15 protein-coding genes are annotated in these 14,671 nt (G+C 67.0%); 5 read left to right on the forward strand and 10 right to left on the reverse strand.

The window, feature by feature from the left end; all coding sequences use genetic code 11:
* Positions 1 to 500: 500 nt before the first annotated feature.
* Together G6N77_RS00455 and G6N77_RS00460 are read right to left on the reverse strand one after the other, a co-directional pair.
* Positions 501 to 2,294: a proline--tRNA ligase gene (locus G6N77_RS00455; RefSeq protein ID WP_165180037.1), complete on the reverse strand. Its 1,794-nt coding sequence runs from the start codon at positions 2,292 to 2,294 to the stop codon at positions 501 to 503.
* Between the two features lie 142 nt (positions 2,295 to 2,436).
* Complete coding sequence (locus G6N77_RS00460) at positions 2,437 to 2,661, reverse strand: hypothetical protein (RefSeq protein ID WP_165180038.1); 225 nt, start codon at positions 2,659 to 2,661, stop codon at positions 2,437 to 2,439.
* Between the two features lie 250 nt (positions 2,662 to 2,911).
* Between G6N77_RS00460 and G6N77_RS00465 the strand changes: the two genes are divergently transcribed.
* From G6N77_RS00465 to G6N77_RS00480, 4 genes are read left to right on the forward strand one after another with little or no spacing between them, the layout of a single operon-like run.
* Positions 2,912 to 3,766, forward strand: a complete 855-nt coding sequence (locus tag G6N77_RS00465; RefSeq protein ID WP_165180039.1) for an ABC transporter ATP-binding protein — start codon at positions 2,912 to 2,914, stop codon at positions 3,764 to 3,766.
* Complete coding sequence (locus G6N77_RS00470) at positions 3,763 to 4,518, forward strand: ABC transporter permease (RefSeq protein WP_240901558.1); 756 nt, start codon at positions 3,763 to 3,765, stop codon at positions 4,516 to 4,518. Before G6N77_RS00465 ends, G6N77_RS00470 begins: the two co-directional genes overlap by 4 nt.
* Before the next feature lie 4 nt (positions 4,519 to 4,522).
* Positions 4,523 to 5,275 (forward strand): TetR/AcrR family transcriptional regulator, encoded by a 753-nt coding sequence (locus G6N77_RS00475; RefSeq protein ID WP_165180040.1) that lies wholly within the window; start codon positions 4,523 to 4,525, stop codon positions 5,273 to 5,275.
* Positions 5,272 to 5,544, forward strand: coding sequence for a hypothetical protein (locus tag G6N77_RS00480; RefSeq protein ID WP_165180041.1), 273 nt, complete (start codon positions 5,272 to 5,274; stop codon positions 5,542 to 5,544). The genes G6N77_RS00475 and G6N77_RS00480 overlap by 4 nt, the downstream gene beginning before the upstream one ends.
* 65 nt (positions 5,545 to 5,609) lie before the next feature.
* Here the strand turns inward: G6N77_RS00480 and G6N77_RS00485 are convergent, their stop codons facing one another.
* The 7 genes from G6N77_RS00485 to G6N77_RS00515 form a co-directional block, all read right to left on the reverse strand.
* Positions 5,610 to 6,143, reverse strand: coding sequence for a PadR family transcriptional regulator (locus G6N77_RS00485; RefSeq protein WP_165180042.1), 534 nt, complete (start codon positions 6,141 to 6,143; stop codon positions 5,610 to 5,612).
* 8 nt (positions 6,144 to 6,151) lie between these two features.
* Complete coding sequence (locus G6N77_RS00490; protein WP_165180043.1) at positions 6,152 to 8,179, reverse strand: oxidoreductase; 2,028 nt, start codon at positions 8,177 to 8,179, stop codon at positions 6,152 to 6,154.
* Positions 8,180 to 8,234: 55 nt separating this feature from the next.
* Complete coding sequence (locus G6N77_RS00495) at positions 8,235 to 9,140, reverse strand: GNAT family N-acetyltransferase (RefSeq protein ID WP_205677858.1); 906 nt, start codon at positions 9,138 to 9,140, stop codon at positions 8,235 to 8,237.
* Positions 9,094 to 10,257 (reverse strand): flavodoxin-dependent (E)-4-hydroxy-3-methylbut-2-enyl-diphosphate synthase, encoded by a 1,164-nt coding sequence (ispG, locus tag G6N77_RS00500; protein WP_165180044.1) that lies wholly within the window; start codon positions 10,255 to 10,257, stop codon positions 9,094 to 9,096. Before ispG ends, G6N77_RS00495 begins: the two co-directional genes overlap by 47 nt.
* A gap of 124 nt (positions 10,258 to 10,381) precedes the next feature.
* Positions 10,382 to 10,675 (reverse strand): YciI family protein, encoded by a 294-nt coding sequence (locus tag G6N77_RS00505; protein ID WP_165180045.1) that lies wholly within the window; start codon positions 10,673 to 10,675, stop codon positions 10,382 to 10,384.
* A gap of 9 nt (positions 10,676 to 10,684) precedes the next feature.
* The gene (locus G6N77_RS00510) at positions 10,685 to 11,176 is read right to left on the reverse strand and encodes a hypothetical protein (RefSeq protein ID WP_240901559.1); all 492 of its coding nucleotides are present in this window, start codon (positions 11,174 to 11,176) and stop codon (positions 10,685 to 10,687) included.
* 24 nt (positions 11,177 to 11,200) lie between these two features.
* Complete coding sequence (locus tag G6N77_RS00515) at positions 11,201 to 11,860, reverse strand: MarR family transcriptional regulator (protein ID WP_165180046.1); 660 nt, start codon at positions 11,858 to 11,860, stop codon at positions 11,201 to 11,203.
* A 119-nt stretch (positions 11,861 to 11,979) separates the two neighbouring features.
* On the opposite strand from G6N77_RS00515, the gene G6N77_RS00520 reads away from it, so the two are divergent.
* A complete protein-coding gene (locus G6N77_RS00520) occupies positions 11,980 to 13,248 on the forward strand; it encodes an alpha-hydroxy acid oxidase (protein WP_165180047.1) in 1,269 nt (422 codons plus the stop codon).
* 52 nt (positions 13,249 to 13,300) lie between these two features.
* Here G6N77_RS00520 and G6N77_RS00525 read toward each other — a convergent pair whose 3' ends face one another.
* The gene (locus G6N77_RS00525; RefSeq protein WP_165180210.1) at positions 13,301 to 14,632 is read right to left on the reverse strand and encodes a M50 family metallopeptidase; all 1,332 of its coding nucleotides are present in this window, start codon (positions 14,630 to 14,632) and stop codon (positions 13,301 to 13,303) included.
* Between the last annotated feature and the right edge of the window lie 39 nt (positions 14,633 to 14,671).

A 14,671-nucleotide genomic window follows, 5' to 3' on the forward strand; every position in this document is an offset into this window, starting at 1 on the left:
TTCGTCGTTGGCTGTCCCGCGCGTGGCCCCGAGCGTGGCCCCCGTCGGTCCCGCGCGTGGCCCCCGAGTGGTTGGGTCCGGCTTCGGCCCGGCGTTTTCCGCCCGGCTATTCCCCAAGCGCTCCCACTGCTCGCAAGCTCGCCGCGGGTCCCTCGCGCTCGTGGGCCCCGACGATCGGCCGCGGGCGGCCTCCGTCTCCTTTACGCCGGGCTACAAAAACGCCGGCTCCGCAGCCTAGTGCCACAGGTGCCGCCCCTTGCCGCGCGCAGCGCGCGGCAAGGGGCTGCGGTGACGTGCCCACCAGGCGCAGGAGCCGGTATTTTTTGTAGGCGACGTAAAGGAGACACCTAAGGCCGCCAGCGGCCGTGGTGTCGGATAGTCGCCGGAAAAATGCCGGGCCTGCGCCGAAGCCAGCCACGCCACGCACGGTCTCGACGCGCTCGCAGAGCTCGCTGCTCGACCACCGGGGCACGGGCTCGACCAGCGGGGCTGCGCGGGGGCTACTGCTTATCGAGGATGTACTTGACGGCGTCGGCCACTGGGACATTCTCGGCAACGCCGGTGGCGCGGTCCTTGATCTCAACCACGCCGTCCACGAGCCCGCGGCCAACGGCCAGGATGGTGGGGACGCCCAGGAGCTCGGCGTCGCCGAACTTGACGCCGGGGGAAACCTTGGGACGGTCGTCGTAGATGACTTCCAGTCCCGCGGCCTCCAGTTCGGCGGTGAGCTGCTCGGCGGCCTCGAAGATCTCGGTGCCGCGGCCGACGGCGACGACGTGGACGTTGGCGGGGGCCACGTTCGCCGGCCAGATGAGGCCCTTGTCGTCGTGGTTGGACTCGGCCAGGGCGGCGACGGCGCGGGTGACGCCAATGCCGTAGGAGCCCATGGTGACCACGGCCAGCTTCCCGTTTTGATCCAGCACCTTCAGGTCCAGGGCCTCGCTGTACTTGCGGCCCAGGGCAAAGATGTGGCCCATTTCGATGCCGCGGGCAGCTTCGAGGGGGCCGGAACCGTCAGGCGCGGGATCGCCCTCGCGCACTTCCACTGCCTCAATGGTGCCGTCCCAGCTGAAGTCGCGCCCGGCGACCAGGCCAAACACGTGCTTCCCGGCTTCATTGGCCCCCGTGATCCAGCTGGTGCCGGAGACAATGCGGGGATCCACAAGGTACGGCAGCTTGGTGGAGGATTCGCTGCCCAGCACCGGCGCGTCCAGGGAAAGGCCCGGGCCGATGTACCCCTTGACAAGGCCGGGGTGCTTTTTGAGGTCTTCCTCACCGGCAGCCTCGACGCCCACTTCGCCGCCCACGCCAAGGTGTGCGCCAATGTTTGCCTCGATGCGCTTGAGGTCCACCGCGCGGTCCCCGGGGACGCCGATGACCACTACCTGGCGGACGCCCGTGGGCAGGTCGATGGCCAGGACCACGTTCTTGAGGGTGTCTGCCGCCGTCCATTCGCCGCCGTCGCGCGGCACCATGGAATTGGCGGCGGCCACGAGCGTGTCGATGGTGGGGGTTTCGGGGGTGTCACGGACGTCGGCGGCGGGGGCGTTGCTGAAATCAATGTCGTCCGGCACTACCGTGGTGACGGCTTCGACGTTCGCTGCGTAGCCTCCTGCGGAGCGGACAAAGGTGTCCTCGCCGATCGCCACGGGGTGCAGGAACTCTTCGCTGCGGGAGCCGCCCATGGCCCCTGCCGTGGCCGCAACCGGGATGACCTCCAGCCCCAGGCGTGCAAAGATGCGCAGGTAGGCGCCGCGGTGGGCCATGTAGCTGGCGTCCAGGCCGGCGTCGTCAATGTCGAAGGAGTAGGAGTCCTTCATGATGAACTCGCGCCCGCGCAGCAGTCCGGCACGGGGGCGGGCCTCGTCGCGGTACTTGTTCTGGATCTGGTAGATGGACAGCGGCAGGTCCTTGTAGGACGAGTACAGGTCCTTGACCAGCAGCGTGAACATTTCCTCGTGCGTGGGGGCCAGCAGGTAGTCGGCGCCCTTGCGGTCCTGCAGGCGGAAGATGCCGTCGCCGTATTCCAGCCAGCGGTTGGTCACCTCGTAGGGCTCCTTGGGCAGCAGTGCCGGGAAGTGGACTTCCTGGGCGCCGATCCCATCCATCTCTTCGCGCACAATGGCCTCCACCTTGCGCAGCACGCGCAGGCCCAGCGGCAGCCACGTGTAGATGCCGGGCGCCGCACGGCGGATGTAGCCGGCGCGCAGCAGCAGCTTGTGGCTGTCGACCTCGGCGTCGACGGGGTCCTCACGGAGGGTGCGAAGGAAGAGGGTGGAAAGGCGAAGAGCCACGCGTATTTTCCGTTTCTTGAGCAGTTTGGCGCCCGCCGGCGATTGGCGGGCCAGTACTAATCTACCGGTTCACGCAAAAGAGCGGCACACCTGCCGCGGCGATGCGCCGCGGCAGGTGTGCCGCCCGTGGAATCGATGTGGCCTAGCCGGCCTTGCCTTCAAGGGCCACCAAGACGCCCGCAACGGCAAAATACTTGTTGCTGCCGAGCTCACGGATGGTCTTGATGCCCAGCTGCTCCTTCAATGCAGCAGCCTTGGCATCGGTGATGCCCGCCAGCGCGGCCGGCGAGGCATCGAGGATTTCCTTCAGTGACTTGTCCTCAAAATCCTTGTCAAGTGCCTTCGCCAAATCAACAGAAACAGCCATCGCATGTGTCCTTCCGTTATGTTTACGAGCTCCACCGGGTGGAAGCCGCGCCTTGGCGGCGCCGCCTATGCCAAACTATGCCACCCGTACTGGACAGTTCAATGGTCTTGGCTGGGAACTTGCCGTTAACTTCGTTCAGGCCATGCCCGGGCGGCGCCCGCACCCGCCCCAACCGGGGCACTGGACAAGCGCCCATCCGCCGTCTACTTTTAATTCATCACGTGATGAATTACGAAGGGCTGGAGGGCCAATGTCACACAGGGCAGAACTTCCAAACCCGGGCGCCGTGCTGCACGCGCCGGTTCCGGCGGCCGCGTCCGGCGGAACGCCGGGAACCGGCCCCGCCAGTGTCACGGTGGAAAACCTGACGGTGCACCGCGGCAGCACGGATGTCCTGGCGGACCTCAGCTTCGCCATCCCCGCCGGGCGCATCACCGGCCTGCTGGGCCCCTCCGGCAGCGGGAAGACCACGCTGATCAGGGCCCTGGTCGGCGTTCAGAAAATCACAGCCGGCCAGGTCAGCGTGCTGGGCCGGCCGGCCGGGGACGCACTCCTGAGGAACGACGTCGGCTACGTCACCCAGGCGGCCAGCGTCTACCGGGACCTCACCGTCCTGGACAACATCCGGTATTTCGGGGCGATGCACGGACGCAACCGGGCGGATGCGCTTGAGGCCGCGACCGCCGTCGGACTCGGGGACCTGCTCAAACGCAGGGCCGCGGATCTTTCGGGCGGGCAGTTCAGCCGCGTCTCGCTTGCATGCGCACTGGTGGCGAAGCCGCAGCTGCTCTTTCTGGATGAACCCACCGTAGGGCTTGACCCTGTGCTCCGGGCGGACTTGTGGTCACAGTTTGCGGACATGGCGAAGGCCGGGACAACGTTGGTGATCTCAAGCCACGTCATGGAGGAGGCTGGGCACTGCGACTCGCTGCTGCTGTTGCGCGAGGCGCGGCTGCTGGCACAGCTGACCCCGGCCGAATTGCGCCGGCGCGGAGGGACCGATGACCTGGAGCTGGCGTTCCTTCACCTGATCCAGGCGGATGAACTGGCCCAGGAACACACACCAGGGGCCATGCGGGCACAAGCCTTGGGAGGGGCACGATGAACTGGCGCATGATGTGGGCGACGAATGTGAGGGTGCTCCAGCAGCTCAGGGCCGATCCACGCAGCATTGCCTTGATCCTGGTGGTGCCCTCCGTGCTGCTGGCCGTGGTGTATTGGCTGTACCAAAATGAAAAGCTGCCGCCCGGGGTGCCGCGCACCTTTGACCGCGTTGGCCTGATGATGCTGGTCATCTTCCCGTTTGTGGTGATGTTCCTGGTCACTTCCATCACCATGCTCCGGGAGCGCACCTCCGGCACCCTGGAACGCTTGCTCACCACACCCATCCACAAGGGCGACCTCCTGTTTGGCTACGCCCTCGCGTTCTCCCTCATGGCTGCCCTGCAGTCCCTGGCCGCCACGGGCGTTGCGTACTGGGTGTTCGGCATGAACATCCAGGGCAACGCCGGCCTGGTGGTGCTGGTGGCAGTGGTCAATTCCGTGCTGGGTGTGGCGCTGGGCCTGCTGTGCTCAGCGTTTGCCACCACGGAGTTCCAGGCGGTGCAGTTCATGCCGGTGGTGGTGGTCCCGCAAATCCTGCTGTGCGGGCTGTTCGTGGCGCGGGACCAGATGAATTCGGTCCTTGAGGCCATCTCCAATGTGCTCCCGCTGACGTTTTCGGTGGACGCCCTCCAGCAGATTGCCCAGCACGCCGATGCCACCTCGGCCATGGTCACGGACCTGGTGGTGGTCGCCGCCATCGTGGTGGTGGTGCTGCTGCTGGCATCGCTGACCCTGCGGCGCCGGACGGCCTAGGACCATGAACGGCCAGGGCGCGCACGGCGGACCGGCGCGGGGCCGCCGGCAGGGGCGTTCCACGTCCCGCAGGCTCATCCTGGCCAGTGCCCGGAAGCTCTTTGCCGAACACGGTTACGCCGCCACGAGCCTGCGGGAAATCGCCAGGGACGCGGGCGTGGATGCGGCCATGGTGCACCACTGGTTTGCCAGCAAGGAAGAACTGTTCAACGCCTGCGTGGAGCTGCCCGCCGATCCGGCCCAGGTGCTGGGGGCCGTAAGCGAAACTCCGGCCGACATCCGGGGCGAGGCGCTGCTCCGCGCGCTGCTTGCCCTCTGGGACTCCGGCGCGCAGCCGGCCCTGCTTGCCCTCCTGCGCAACGTGGCAGGGTCCAAGGCCCAGGGTTCGCTGATCCGCCAGGTCCTGTTCAAGCGCATCCTCACGCGCGCCCTGGCGGGGCTTCCAGGCAGCCAGGAGGAGCTGGACCGTCGCGGGGCTCTGCTGGCCAGCCAGATGATCGGGCTGATGGTGGCCAGGTACCTGCTGCGGGTGGAGCCGCTCGCGTCCGCCGGGCACGACGAGCTGGTGGCGTTGGTGGCTCCCGTGCTGCAAAACTACCTGACAGGCCCGCTTGGCTTTCCGGCTGCCCCGGGTGGCGGGACGGAAGCTGCGGCCCATGCAGCCCCGGTGATGGGTAGCTCTGCCCATCGCCGCAGCCCGGCCCCGGCACCTAGTCTGGACTCTGACGATCAACTCCAATCGTGGGAGCGCGAATGACGACCGGCCTACAGGGCGCAGACCCCGAGGACATGCGACGCTTTGCCCACGAACTGGACCAGGCCCACGACCGGCTGCTGGCCTTGCGGAGCGAGCTGGGCGCCCGGATCACCAACAATCTGCGCTGGGAAGGCCCGGACGCCTTCGTGTTCCGGCACGCCTGGCAGTCCTCCTACGCCCCTGTCATAGCCAAGGCAGCCGCCATGCTGGGAGAGACGGCACGGACCATCAAGGCGCAGGCCGCCGAACAGGAACAGGCCAGCCGCTAACCCACCCCCCAACTGTGAGTCAGATACGGCATTGGAAACCGTTTTCCGAGCGTCATTTTGTGCACTTAGTGACGCACAGTTGCGAGGGTTTCGGCGCACCAGGCAAGCCACGCCTCCTCAAACAGGATTCCCGCCCGCAGCACGGCATGCTGGAGCTCAAGCTGGCGGCCGGCCGGCACCCCATCTGCAGGAAAGTCCCGGGCTTCAATGTCCCGGTAGCGCTGCAGCGCGGTGGCGTGCAGGCGCTGCTGGCGCCGGATTTCCGCGGCCATGTCCACCGTGCCCAGGGCGGCGGCCGCCCGGACCCGGACCAGTAGCTCGTCCCGGATGGGACGGGGCGGGGCCTCCACGGCCGTCCAGCGTTCCAGCTCCGCGCGCCCGGCAGGCTGCACGTCATAATGCCGCTGGCTCCCCCGCGCCGTCGCCTGGTCCCGGGCGGCAATCAGCCCGCCGGCTTCCAGCGCCCCCAACGCCCGGTAAATCTGCTGGTGCGTGGCCTGCCAAAAGTGGCCGATCGACTTGTCAAAGCGCCGTGCCAGTTCAGCACCGGTGCAGGGCCTTTCCAGCAGGGACGTCAGGATGGCGTGCGGCAGCGACATTCCGGCCCCTAGATCCGCGCGGCCAGGCGCGTGCCCTGGTCGATGGCGCGCTTGGCATCCAGCTCGGCGGCAACGTCCGCCCCGCCGATGAGGTGCACCACGGCGCCGCCTGCTTCCAGCCCAGCCTGGAGTTCGCGGCGCGGCTCCTGGCCCGTGCACAGGATCACGGTGTCCACGGCCAGCACGGTGTCGGTGCCGTTGACGCTCACGTGGAGTCCGGCGTCGTCAATGCGGCGGTACTCGACACCCGGGACCATTTGCACCCCCCTGGTCTTGAGCTCCGTGCGGTGGATCCAGCCGGTGGTCTTGCCCAGGCCGGCACCCACCTTGGTCTCCTTGCGCTGGAACAGGCCCACGCGGCGGTCCGGTTTCTCCCGCACGGCGTCCGCCAGCCCGCCCGCGCCGCTGTAGCCGGCATCGATGCCCCACTCCCGGTAAAACTTCTCCGGCACCAAGGCGGCACTTGTCCCCTGTGCGGTGATGTATTCGGCCACGTCAAAGCCGATCCCGCCCGCGCCCAGGATGGCCACGTTGGTGCCAACAGGCTGCTTGTCCCGCAGCACGTCAAGGTAGTTCAGGACGCTGTGATGCCCGACGCCGTCGATCTCGGGAGTGCGCGGGCTGACGCCGGTGGCCAGCACCACCTCGTCAAAGCCGCCTGCAAGCAGGGAATCCGCGGTGGCAGCGGTGTTGAGGCGCAGTTCGATGCCGCGGAGCTGGAGCTGGCGGCCAAAGTAGCGGATGGTCTCGCTAAACTCCTCCTTGCCGGGGATCTGTTTGGCAATGTTGAATTGGCCGCCGATCTCCGCGGCGGCCTCAAACAAGGTCACCCGGTGCCCGCGCTCCGCGGCCGTGACGGCAAAGGCCAGCCCGGCCGGCCCCGCACCAACCACGGCCAGCTTCTTGAGTTGCGTTGCCGGCTCAATGACAAGTTCCGTTTCATGGCAGGCACGCGGGTTGACCAGGCAGGAGGACGTCTTGCCGGCAAAAGTGTGGTCAAGGCAAGCCTGGTTGCACGCAATGCAGCTGTTGATTTCGTCGCTGCGCCCCTGGCCGGCCTTGCGGAGGAAAAAGGGGTCCGCCAGGAACGGGCGCGCCATGGACACCATGTCCGCATTGCCCTCGGCCAGGACCTGCTCGGCAACCTCGGGGGTGTTGATGCGGTTGGTGGTGATCAACGGGATGCCCACCTGCCCCATGACCCTTTTGGTGACCCAGGCGAAACCCGCACGGGGCACGGAGGTGGCGATGGTGGGGATGCGGGCTTCATGCCAGCCGATGCCGGTGTTGATGAGCGTGGCCCCGGCCTTTTCAACGGCCTGCGCCAGCTCAATGACCTCCTCCACCGTGGAGCCGCCCTCTACCAGGTCCAGCATGGAGAGTCGGTAGATGATGATGAAGTCCTCCCCCACGCGTTCACGGATGCGCCGTACAATTTCGACGGGGAAGCGCATCCGGTTCAGGTACGGCCCGCCCCATTTGTCGGAGCGCCGGTTGGTGCGTTCGGCGATGAACTCGTTGATCAGGTAGCCCTCGGAACCCATAACTTCGACGCCGTCGTAGCCTGCCCCCTGCGCCAACCGGGCCGCCACCGCAAAGTCCTCAATGGTGGACTCCACCTCATCCTCGGTGAGCGGATGCGGGGTGAGGGGGCTGATGGGGGCCTGCACGCTGCTCGGGGCAACCAGGTCCTGATGTGAGGCGTAGCGGCCAAAGTGCAGCAGCTGCAGCGCAATCTTTGCACCCTCGGCGTGGACGGCTTCGGTGACCACCCGGTGCCGCTCGGCGTCCTCGGGTGTGCTGATTTTGGCCCCGCCTTTCATGGGCCGGCCGGCGTCGTTGGGTGAAATGCCGCCGGTGACCATGAGGCCCACGCCGCCGCGCGCCCGTTCCGCGTAGAAGGCAGCCATGCGGGCAAAGCCGCCCGGGAGCTCCTCGAGCCCCACGTGCATGGAGCCCATCACCACCCGGTTGGGGAGCATGGTGAAGCCCAGGTCCAGCGGCTCGAAAAGGTGGGGGTACCGTTCAGCAGACATTCATGCACTCCTTTGCGCAACAAGTTGCATAATCTTAGCGCACAAGCAGGGGAGCTCAGAACAGCACGGTGGCGAAAGTCCCCACTTGCTCAAATCCCACTTTGGCGTAGACGGCCCGGGCGCGGGCATTGAAGTCATTGACGTACAGGCTGGTCACGGGGGCAAGGACCTGGGCCAGGTTCACGGAGGCCGCCATGTAGCCGTTGCTCAGGCCGCGCCCCCTGAACCGGGGGTTCATCCACACTCCCTGGATCTGGGTGGCCCGGATGGTCACGGCGCCAAGGTCCGCCTTGAAGATGACCTCGCCGCCGGAGGTGCAGTGGCTGAAGGAGTGCCCGCGGTTGATGAGCCAGGCCACCCGCCGCCGGTAGTTTTCCTCGCCGCCCAGAAAGGGGGAATAGCCCACTTCCTCCTCGAACATGGCCGCGGCGGCGGCCAGCACCTCGGCGAACTGGCCGCTGCGGCTCACCGTCAGCGCCCGGTTCGCCGGAAACGGCGAGGTGCCCTCGATGGCCAGCAGCGGCTGGCTGGGGCGGACCTCGTGGGCGGTGATGCCTGCGGCGGAGAGCTCGGCCATCATGCCCAGCACCGCCCCGGCGGGGCCAAAGATCGAGGCATGGGGCCGCCAGTTGGCTGCAATCCACCGGCCAAAATACGCGCTCTGGGAAGCAGTCATCTCGACGGGGACCACATTGGAACCGACCCAGCAGGCGGCAGCCAGCTCGCCGCCGTCGTGCTCGAAATTGTCAAAGAAGCCCAGAATCACGGCCCCCGGCTGGCTGGGCACGGCGCTGCGGCCCTGGGTCAGCAGCGAATCGATAAAGACGTTCGCCACGGGGTCGCGCGCCACCAAGGCCCGGAGTGCGTCGGTGTCCTCATGGACCAGGGCGCGCACCGGACCGCTGGCGGCGGGCTTACGCGATGCTAACCACGGGGCCACCCGGGAGCGGATTGTCGGCATCGGACTCCATCTCTTCGGCGATTCTCATGGCTTCTTCGATCAGGGTTTCAACAATTTGGTCCTCGGGCACGGTCTTGATGACCTTGCCCTTGACGAAGATCTGGCCCTTGCCATTGCCGGAGGCAACGCCCAAATCTGCCTCACGGGCTTCGCCGGGGCCGTTCACAACGCAGCCCATGACGGCCACGCGCAGGGGGACGGTGAGTCCCTCCAGCCCGGCGGTGACTTCCTCCGCCAGCTTGTATACGTCCACCTGAGCACGGCCGCAGGAAGGGCAGGAGACAATTTCAAGCTTGCGCGGGCGCAGGTTCAGCGACTGCAGGATTTGGTCGCCCACCTTGATCTCCTCCACCGGCGGGGCGGAAAGGGAGACGCGGATGGTGTCGCCAATGCCCTTGGAGAGCAGGGCGCCGAAGGCGACGGCGGACTTGATGGTGCCCTGGAAAGACGGGCCAGCCTCGGTGACACCCAGGTGCAGGGGCCAGTCGCCGCGTTCGGCGAGCATCTCGTAGGCGGCAACCATGACCACGGGGTCATTGTGCTTGACGGAGATCTTGAAGTCGTGGAAACCGTGCTCCTCGAAGAGGGACGCCTCCCACACGGCGGATTCAACCAGGGCTTCCGGGGTTGCCTTGCCGTACTTCTTCATGATGCCCGGCTCCAGCGAACCGGCGTTCACGCCAATCCGGATGGAGGTGCCGTGGTCCTTGGCGGCCTGCGCAATTTCCTTGACCTGGTCATCAAACTTGCGGATGTTGCCGGGGTTGACGCGGACAGCCGCGCAGCCTGCTTCGATGGCCGCAAACACATATTTCGGCTGGAAGTGGATGTCCGCAATCACGGGAATCTGCGACTTTTTGGCGATGATGGGCAGCGCCTCGGCATCATCCTGCGACGGGCACGCCACGCGCACAATGTCACAGCCCGACGCCGTCAGTTCGGCAATCTGCTGCAGCGTGGCATTGATGTCCGTGGTCTTGGTGGTGGTCATCGACTGGACGCTGATGGGGAAGTCGGAGCCGACGCCGACGGAGCCGACCTTGATCTGCCGGGTTTTGCGACGCGGTGCGAGAACGGGGGGTGGCAATGGCGGCATTCCGAGACTGACCGAGGTCAAAATATGCTCCTTGAAAATGGTGGAACGGTGCGTGCGCGGCACAGGCCCTGGGCCGCAGGGATAATCACGCACCATCTGTTCTAAATTGTAGGCGTGTTCCCCGCCGTCCGTCTCCGCGTGAGTCCTAGGACATATATTTGCTGAGCTGGCCGATGACAGGCTTCCATTCGGAAATCTTTAGGCCCGTGACGCCGCCGCCAACGCTCATGGGATCTTGTTTCAGGACCTCGTGCAGGGCGGCTTCATCGGCCGCCCGGAAGATCAGCAGCGCACCGGCCCCGTCCCCGTACGGCCCCGAGGCCAGCACCACTTCGGCCTCCGCCTGGGCGGCCAGCCATTCGCGGTGCTTGGGCCGGTGCTCGGTCCGGGCAGCTTCCGCTTCGGCACCATAAACGTATTCAACGGCAAAGATAGTCATGCCTTCACCCTATAACAGGAGCAATCTCGCCAGCGTGGCCACAGCGGATGCCCACAGCAGCGAGGCCAGGGTCCCGATAATGAACCGCTCACTGGCCCCCGGAGTGCCCTTCAGCTCCGGATAGCGGCCCAGGCCCTTGATGGCCACGACATAGGCGATGGCCACGGGCTGTCCCGCCAGGATGGCAAGCACGACGGCGGCACGCTCCAACACGCCGATCAACAGGCCGCCGCGGAGAACGCCGGAGGCCGCCGGTTCGGCCGCCGGTTCAGCCGCCGGTTCAGCCGCCGGCGCAGGCTCGTTCCTGTGGCGCGGCACGCCGGCGTCCCGCGCATCGCCGCGTTCGCGGCTTTCGGCCTCCCGGACGGTGTGCGACTTTGCCAGCCGCAGAATTCCCGCCGTTACGGGCCAGCCGCCCAGGCTGGCGACGACGACCGCGGCGGCCACCCAGCCCACCACGGCCCAGGCGGGCACTCCACCCATGATTGCCGCTGCTGTCATTGCGCCTCCCCTTTACCGTTGAGCCTATCCGCGGCCACTGACACGTGGAACGGGTTCCCCGTCCACAGCACGGCCGGCCAGCGTGAGCAGCAGTTCGGCGGCATCCCGTCCGCGCTGTTCCTCCTGCCGCCCGGAACGCAGGATCGCCTGGCTCACGGCCTGGGGCGTGACGCCCAGGGACTGGGCAACGTCCACCTGGCGCCGCGGGCCGGGCTCCGTCAACGCATCCAGGACCCGCCATTCGGCTGCGGACCGATGCCGGACCAGGTCGCCAACCAGCACCAGGACCGCCTCAGCCGCTGAAGCGGCAGCCGCACCCTCCCCCGGAAGGCCGGGACCGCCGTCGTACTCAACGGCGAGGGCCACCCGCTCCCCCGTCCGCTTCGCCCGGTCAACCGCCAGCCGGGCCTGCACCAGGGCCGGTCCGGCGGCCTCGCGGGGGCTGGAGGGCAGGGGCCTCTCAACGCTGCCGATCCCTATGCCGACGTACCAGCCGCCCGCACGGAGGGCGCGCAGGGCCGCCTCAACCACCTCCGCAGGGGAATCCAGCAGGCCCTGGACCTCGTCGCCCACAGACCGCTCAAACGGCAGGACTGTCCTGATGCCGCGAAGGGTGGCGAGGAGCTCCGGCACGCGGTCGCCCACTGTGCGGCTGCCGCGCTGATCAATCGTCATGACAAACATGAATAAATCATAATCGGTTGATAGTTGAGAATCAACCATATTTGACTGCCGAAGGCCTGCGAGGTGGCGTACCATGTGGTTGGACCACAAGATTCCCGACTGACACCCTGGAGCAGGCAATGACGCAGACCACCGATCACGGCAGCAGCGGATCCCGGCAGGCGCCTGACGCCCTCCGGCGCCGCTTCCCCAAGTATTCCGACCTGGCGCCCCTGATGCAGTTCAAGAAACCGGAGCTGGGCCAGGCCGCGCGGCTGCGCAGGGCAAACACCATCTGGGAACTGCGCGCCATGGCCAAACGCCGCACACCGAAGGCGCCGTTCGACTACACCGACGGGGCTGCGGAAGCGGAAATCACCCTGGGCCGCGCCCGCCGGGCGTTCCTGGACATCGAATTCCGCCCGGGGATCCTGCGCGACGTCTCCTCCATCGACCTCACCACCCCCATCCTTGGCAAGGACTCCCGGCTGCCCGTGGGCATCGCCCCCACAGGCTTCACCCGCATGATGCAGTCCGAGGGCGAGTACGCCGGCTCACAGGCGGCCCAGTCGGCAGGCATCCCCTACACGCTCTCGACCATGGGCACGGCGTCCATCGAGGACGTGGCAAAGGCCGCACCCCACGGCCGCAACTGGTTCCAGCTGTACCTGTGGACCGACCGCGAGCGCTCCATGGAACTCATCGAGCGGGCTGCGAGGGCCGGAAACGACACCCTCATGGTCACGGTGGATACCGCGGTGGCCGGGGCGCGGCTGCGCGACGTCCGCAACGGCATGACGATCCCGCCCGCGCTGACGCTCAAGACGGTGCTGGATGCCTCCTACCGTCCGGCCTGGTGGTTCAACTTCCTGACCCATGAACCCCTGGCCTTCGCCTCACTCTCGCGATATTCGGGCACCGTGGCGGAGCTGATCAACTCCATGTTTGACCCGACCTTGACGTACGCGGACCTGGACTGGCTCCGCGAAACCTGGAAGGGCAAGCTGGTGGTCAAGGGCATCCAGACTGTCGAGGACGCCCGCAAGGTGGTGGACCACGGCGCCGACGGCATCATCCTCTCCAACCATGGCGGCCGCCAGCTGGACAGGGCGCCCATTCCCTTCCACCTCCTGCCCGACGTCAAGGCGGCCCTGGCTGCGGACAGCAGCGATGCCGCCGTCATCCTGGACACGGGCATCATGGGCGGCGCGGACATCATTGCCGCGCTGGCCATGGGTGCCGACTTCACACTCGTCGGCCGGGCCTACCTGTACGGGCTCATGGCCGGCGGGCGGGCGGGCGTGGACCGCACCCTGGAAATCCTCGAGACGGACATGCGCCGCACCATGGCGCTGCTGGGCGTCAGCAAAATCTCGGAGCTGACGCCGGACCATGTCCACCTGCTCTGACGGACTTTTTTGGCGCGCCCGTCCGGGCGGGGCGGTGGCCAGCCGTCAACCGTCAGCCGAAAATATTGACCGGCTTGACGATGTCGGCGTAGATCAGCAGCGCCCCCATGGCCATGAGCACCACGGCGGCAACGTAGGTCACCGGCAGCATCCTGGCTATGTCGAAGGGGCCGGGGTCGCGGCGCTTGAACAGCTTTGCAAGCTGGCGGCGCGCCCCTTCGTAGAGGGCCCCCAGCACATGTCCGCCGTCGAGCGGGAGCAGCGGGATGAGGTTGAAGACAAACAGGGCCAGGTTCACCCCGGCCATCAGGCCAATGAGCGTGGCCACCCGGGAGCTGAGCGGCACCTGCTCCATCGCGGCCACCTCCCCGGCCACCCGGCCCACGCCGACCACGGAAATGGGGCCGTTGGGGTCGCGCGGGGCTGAGCTGAAGGCCGCCTGGCCCACTGCCACGAGCTTTTGCGGCAGCTGGAACACCACGCCGCCCACCCGGGCAATGTTCCGGCCGACGGCGGGCAGCACGGCCGACGCCGGCTGGGGCACGATGGCGGAGGTGGGGCCCATGCCGATGAAGCCCACCTGGACCGTGACTGCCTTGCCGCTGGCGTCAACCTTGGCGTTGCCGTTGGCATCCAGCACTGGCCGGGCCGTCAGCACGGGCGTGATGGTGGTGGAAATGGTTTGCGCGCCCCTCTGGTAGCTCAGCTCCACGGCCTTGCCGGCGGAGGCGCGGATCCAGTCCGTCAGGCTGGTCCAATCCGTGACGGCGCGGCCGTCAAAGGTCTTGATGGTGTCACCCGGCTTCAGCCCGGCCGCCGCGGCCGGCGTCTTGGTGCACGTGGCCATGTCGGTCGGTTCCGGGGCACCGTAGGCCACCTGGCAGGCGTTGACCACGGCCACCGTGGTGGTGGCCTGGGGTGCGCCAAAACCCATGAGCAGCACCGCCATCAGCACCACGCCGATCAGCAGGTTCATGGTGGGCCCGCCCAGCATGATGACAATCTTTTTCCACACGGGCAGCTTGTAAAACACACGGTTGGCGTCTTCGGGCCCAACGTCCTCATGGGCGGCGCTGCGGGCCTCGGTGGCGAGGGTCTGGAACAGCCCCGTGCTGGAGGGGCGGACACTGCCGTCCACGGGGTTGGGCGGGTACATGCCGATCATGGCCACATAACCGCCGGCCGGGATGGCCTTGATGCCATACTCCGTCTCGCCCCTGGTGCGGGACCACACGGTGGGCCCAAAGCCGATCATGTACCGGGTGACGCGCACCTTGAAGAGCTTGGCGGGCAGCAGGTGGCCCACCTCGTGCAGGGCAATGGACAAGGCCACGCCGATGGCGACAAAGAGCACGCCGCCAATGAAAAGCAATACCGTCACAATGAACTTTCCCGCTCTGAGTTAACCGTCACCACCAAGCTT

The sequence above is a fragment of the Arthrobacter silviterrae genome (assembly GCF_011045165.1).
In the GTDB taxonomy this organism is placed as follows: Bacteria; Actinomycetota; Actinomycetes; order Actinomycetales; family Micrococcaceae; genus Specibacter; species Specibacter silviterrae.

Bases quoted from the DNA above. Each gene is read 5' to 3' on its own strand.
- G6N77_RS00505 (WP_165180045.1), bottom strand. From the start codon at position 10,675: ATGACTATCTTTGCCGTTGAATACGTTTATGGTGCCGAAGCGGAAGCT.
- G6N77_RS00465 (WP_165180039.1), top strand. From the start codon at position 2,912: ATGTCACACAGGGCAGAACTTCCAAACCCGGGCGCCGTGCTGCACGCG.
- G6N77_RS00490 (WP_165180043.1), bottom strand. From the start codon at position 8,179: ATGTCTGCTGAACGGTACCCCCACCTTTTCGAGCCGCTGGACCTGGGC.
- G6N77_RS00470 (WP_240901558.1), top strand. From the start codon at position 3,763: ATGAACTGGCGCATGATGTGGGCGACGAATGTGAGGGTGCTCCAGCAG.
- G6N77_RS00480 (WP_165180041.1), top strand. From the start codon at position 5,272: ATGACGACCGGCCTACAGGGCGCAGACCCCGAGGACATGCGACGCTTT.
- G6N77_RS00460 (WP_165180038.1), bottom strand. From the start codon at position 2,661: ATGGCTGTTTCTGTTGATTTGGCGAAGGCACTTGACAAGGATTTTGAG.
- G6N77_RS00475 (WP_165180040.1), top strand. From the start codon at position 4,523: ATGAACGGCCAGGGCGCGCACGGCGGACCGGCGCGGGGCCGCCGGCAG.
- G6N77_RS00515 (WP_165180046.1), bottom strand. From the start codon at position 11,860: ATGTTTGTCATGACGATTGATCAGCGCGGCAGCCGCACAGTGGGCGAC.
- G6N77_RS00510 (WP_240901559.1), bottom strand. From the start codon at position 11,176: ATGACAGCAGCGGCAATCATGGGTGGAGTGCCCGCCTGGGCCGTGGTG.
- G6N77_RS00495 (WP_205677858.1), bottom strand. From the start codon at position 9,140: ATGCCGACAATCCGCTCCCGGGTGGCCCCGTGGTTAGCATCGCGTAAG.
- G6N77_RS00520 (WP_165180047.1), top strand. From the start codon at position 11,980: ATGACGCAGACCACCGATCACGGCAGCAGCGGATCCCGGCAGGCGCCT.
- G6N77_RS00485 (WP_165180042.1), bottom strand. From the start codon at position 6,143: ATGTCGCTGCCGCACGCCATCCTGACGTCCCTGCTGGAAAGGCCCTGC.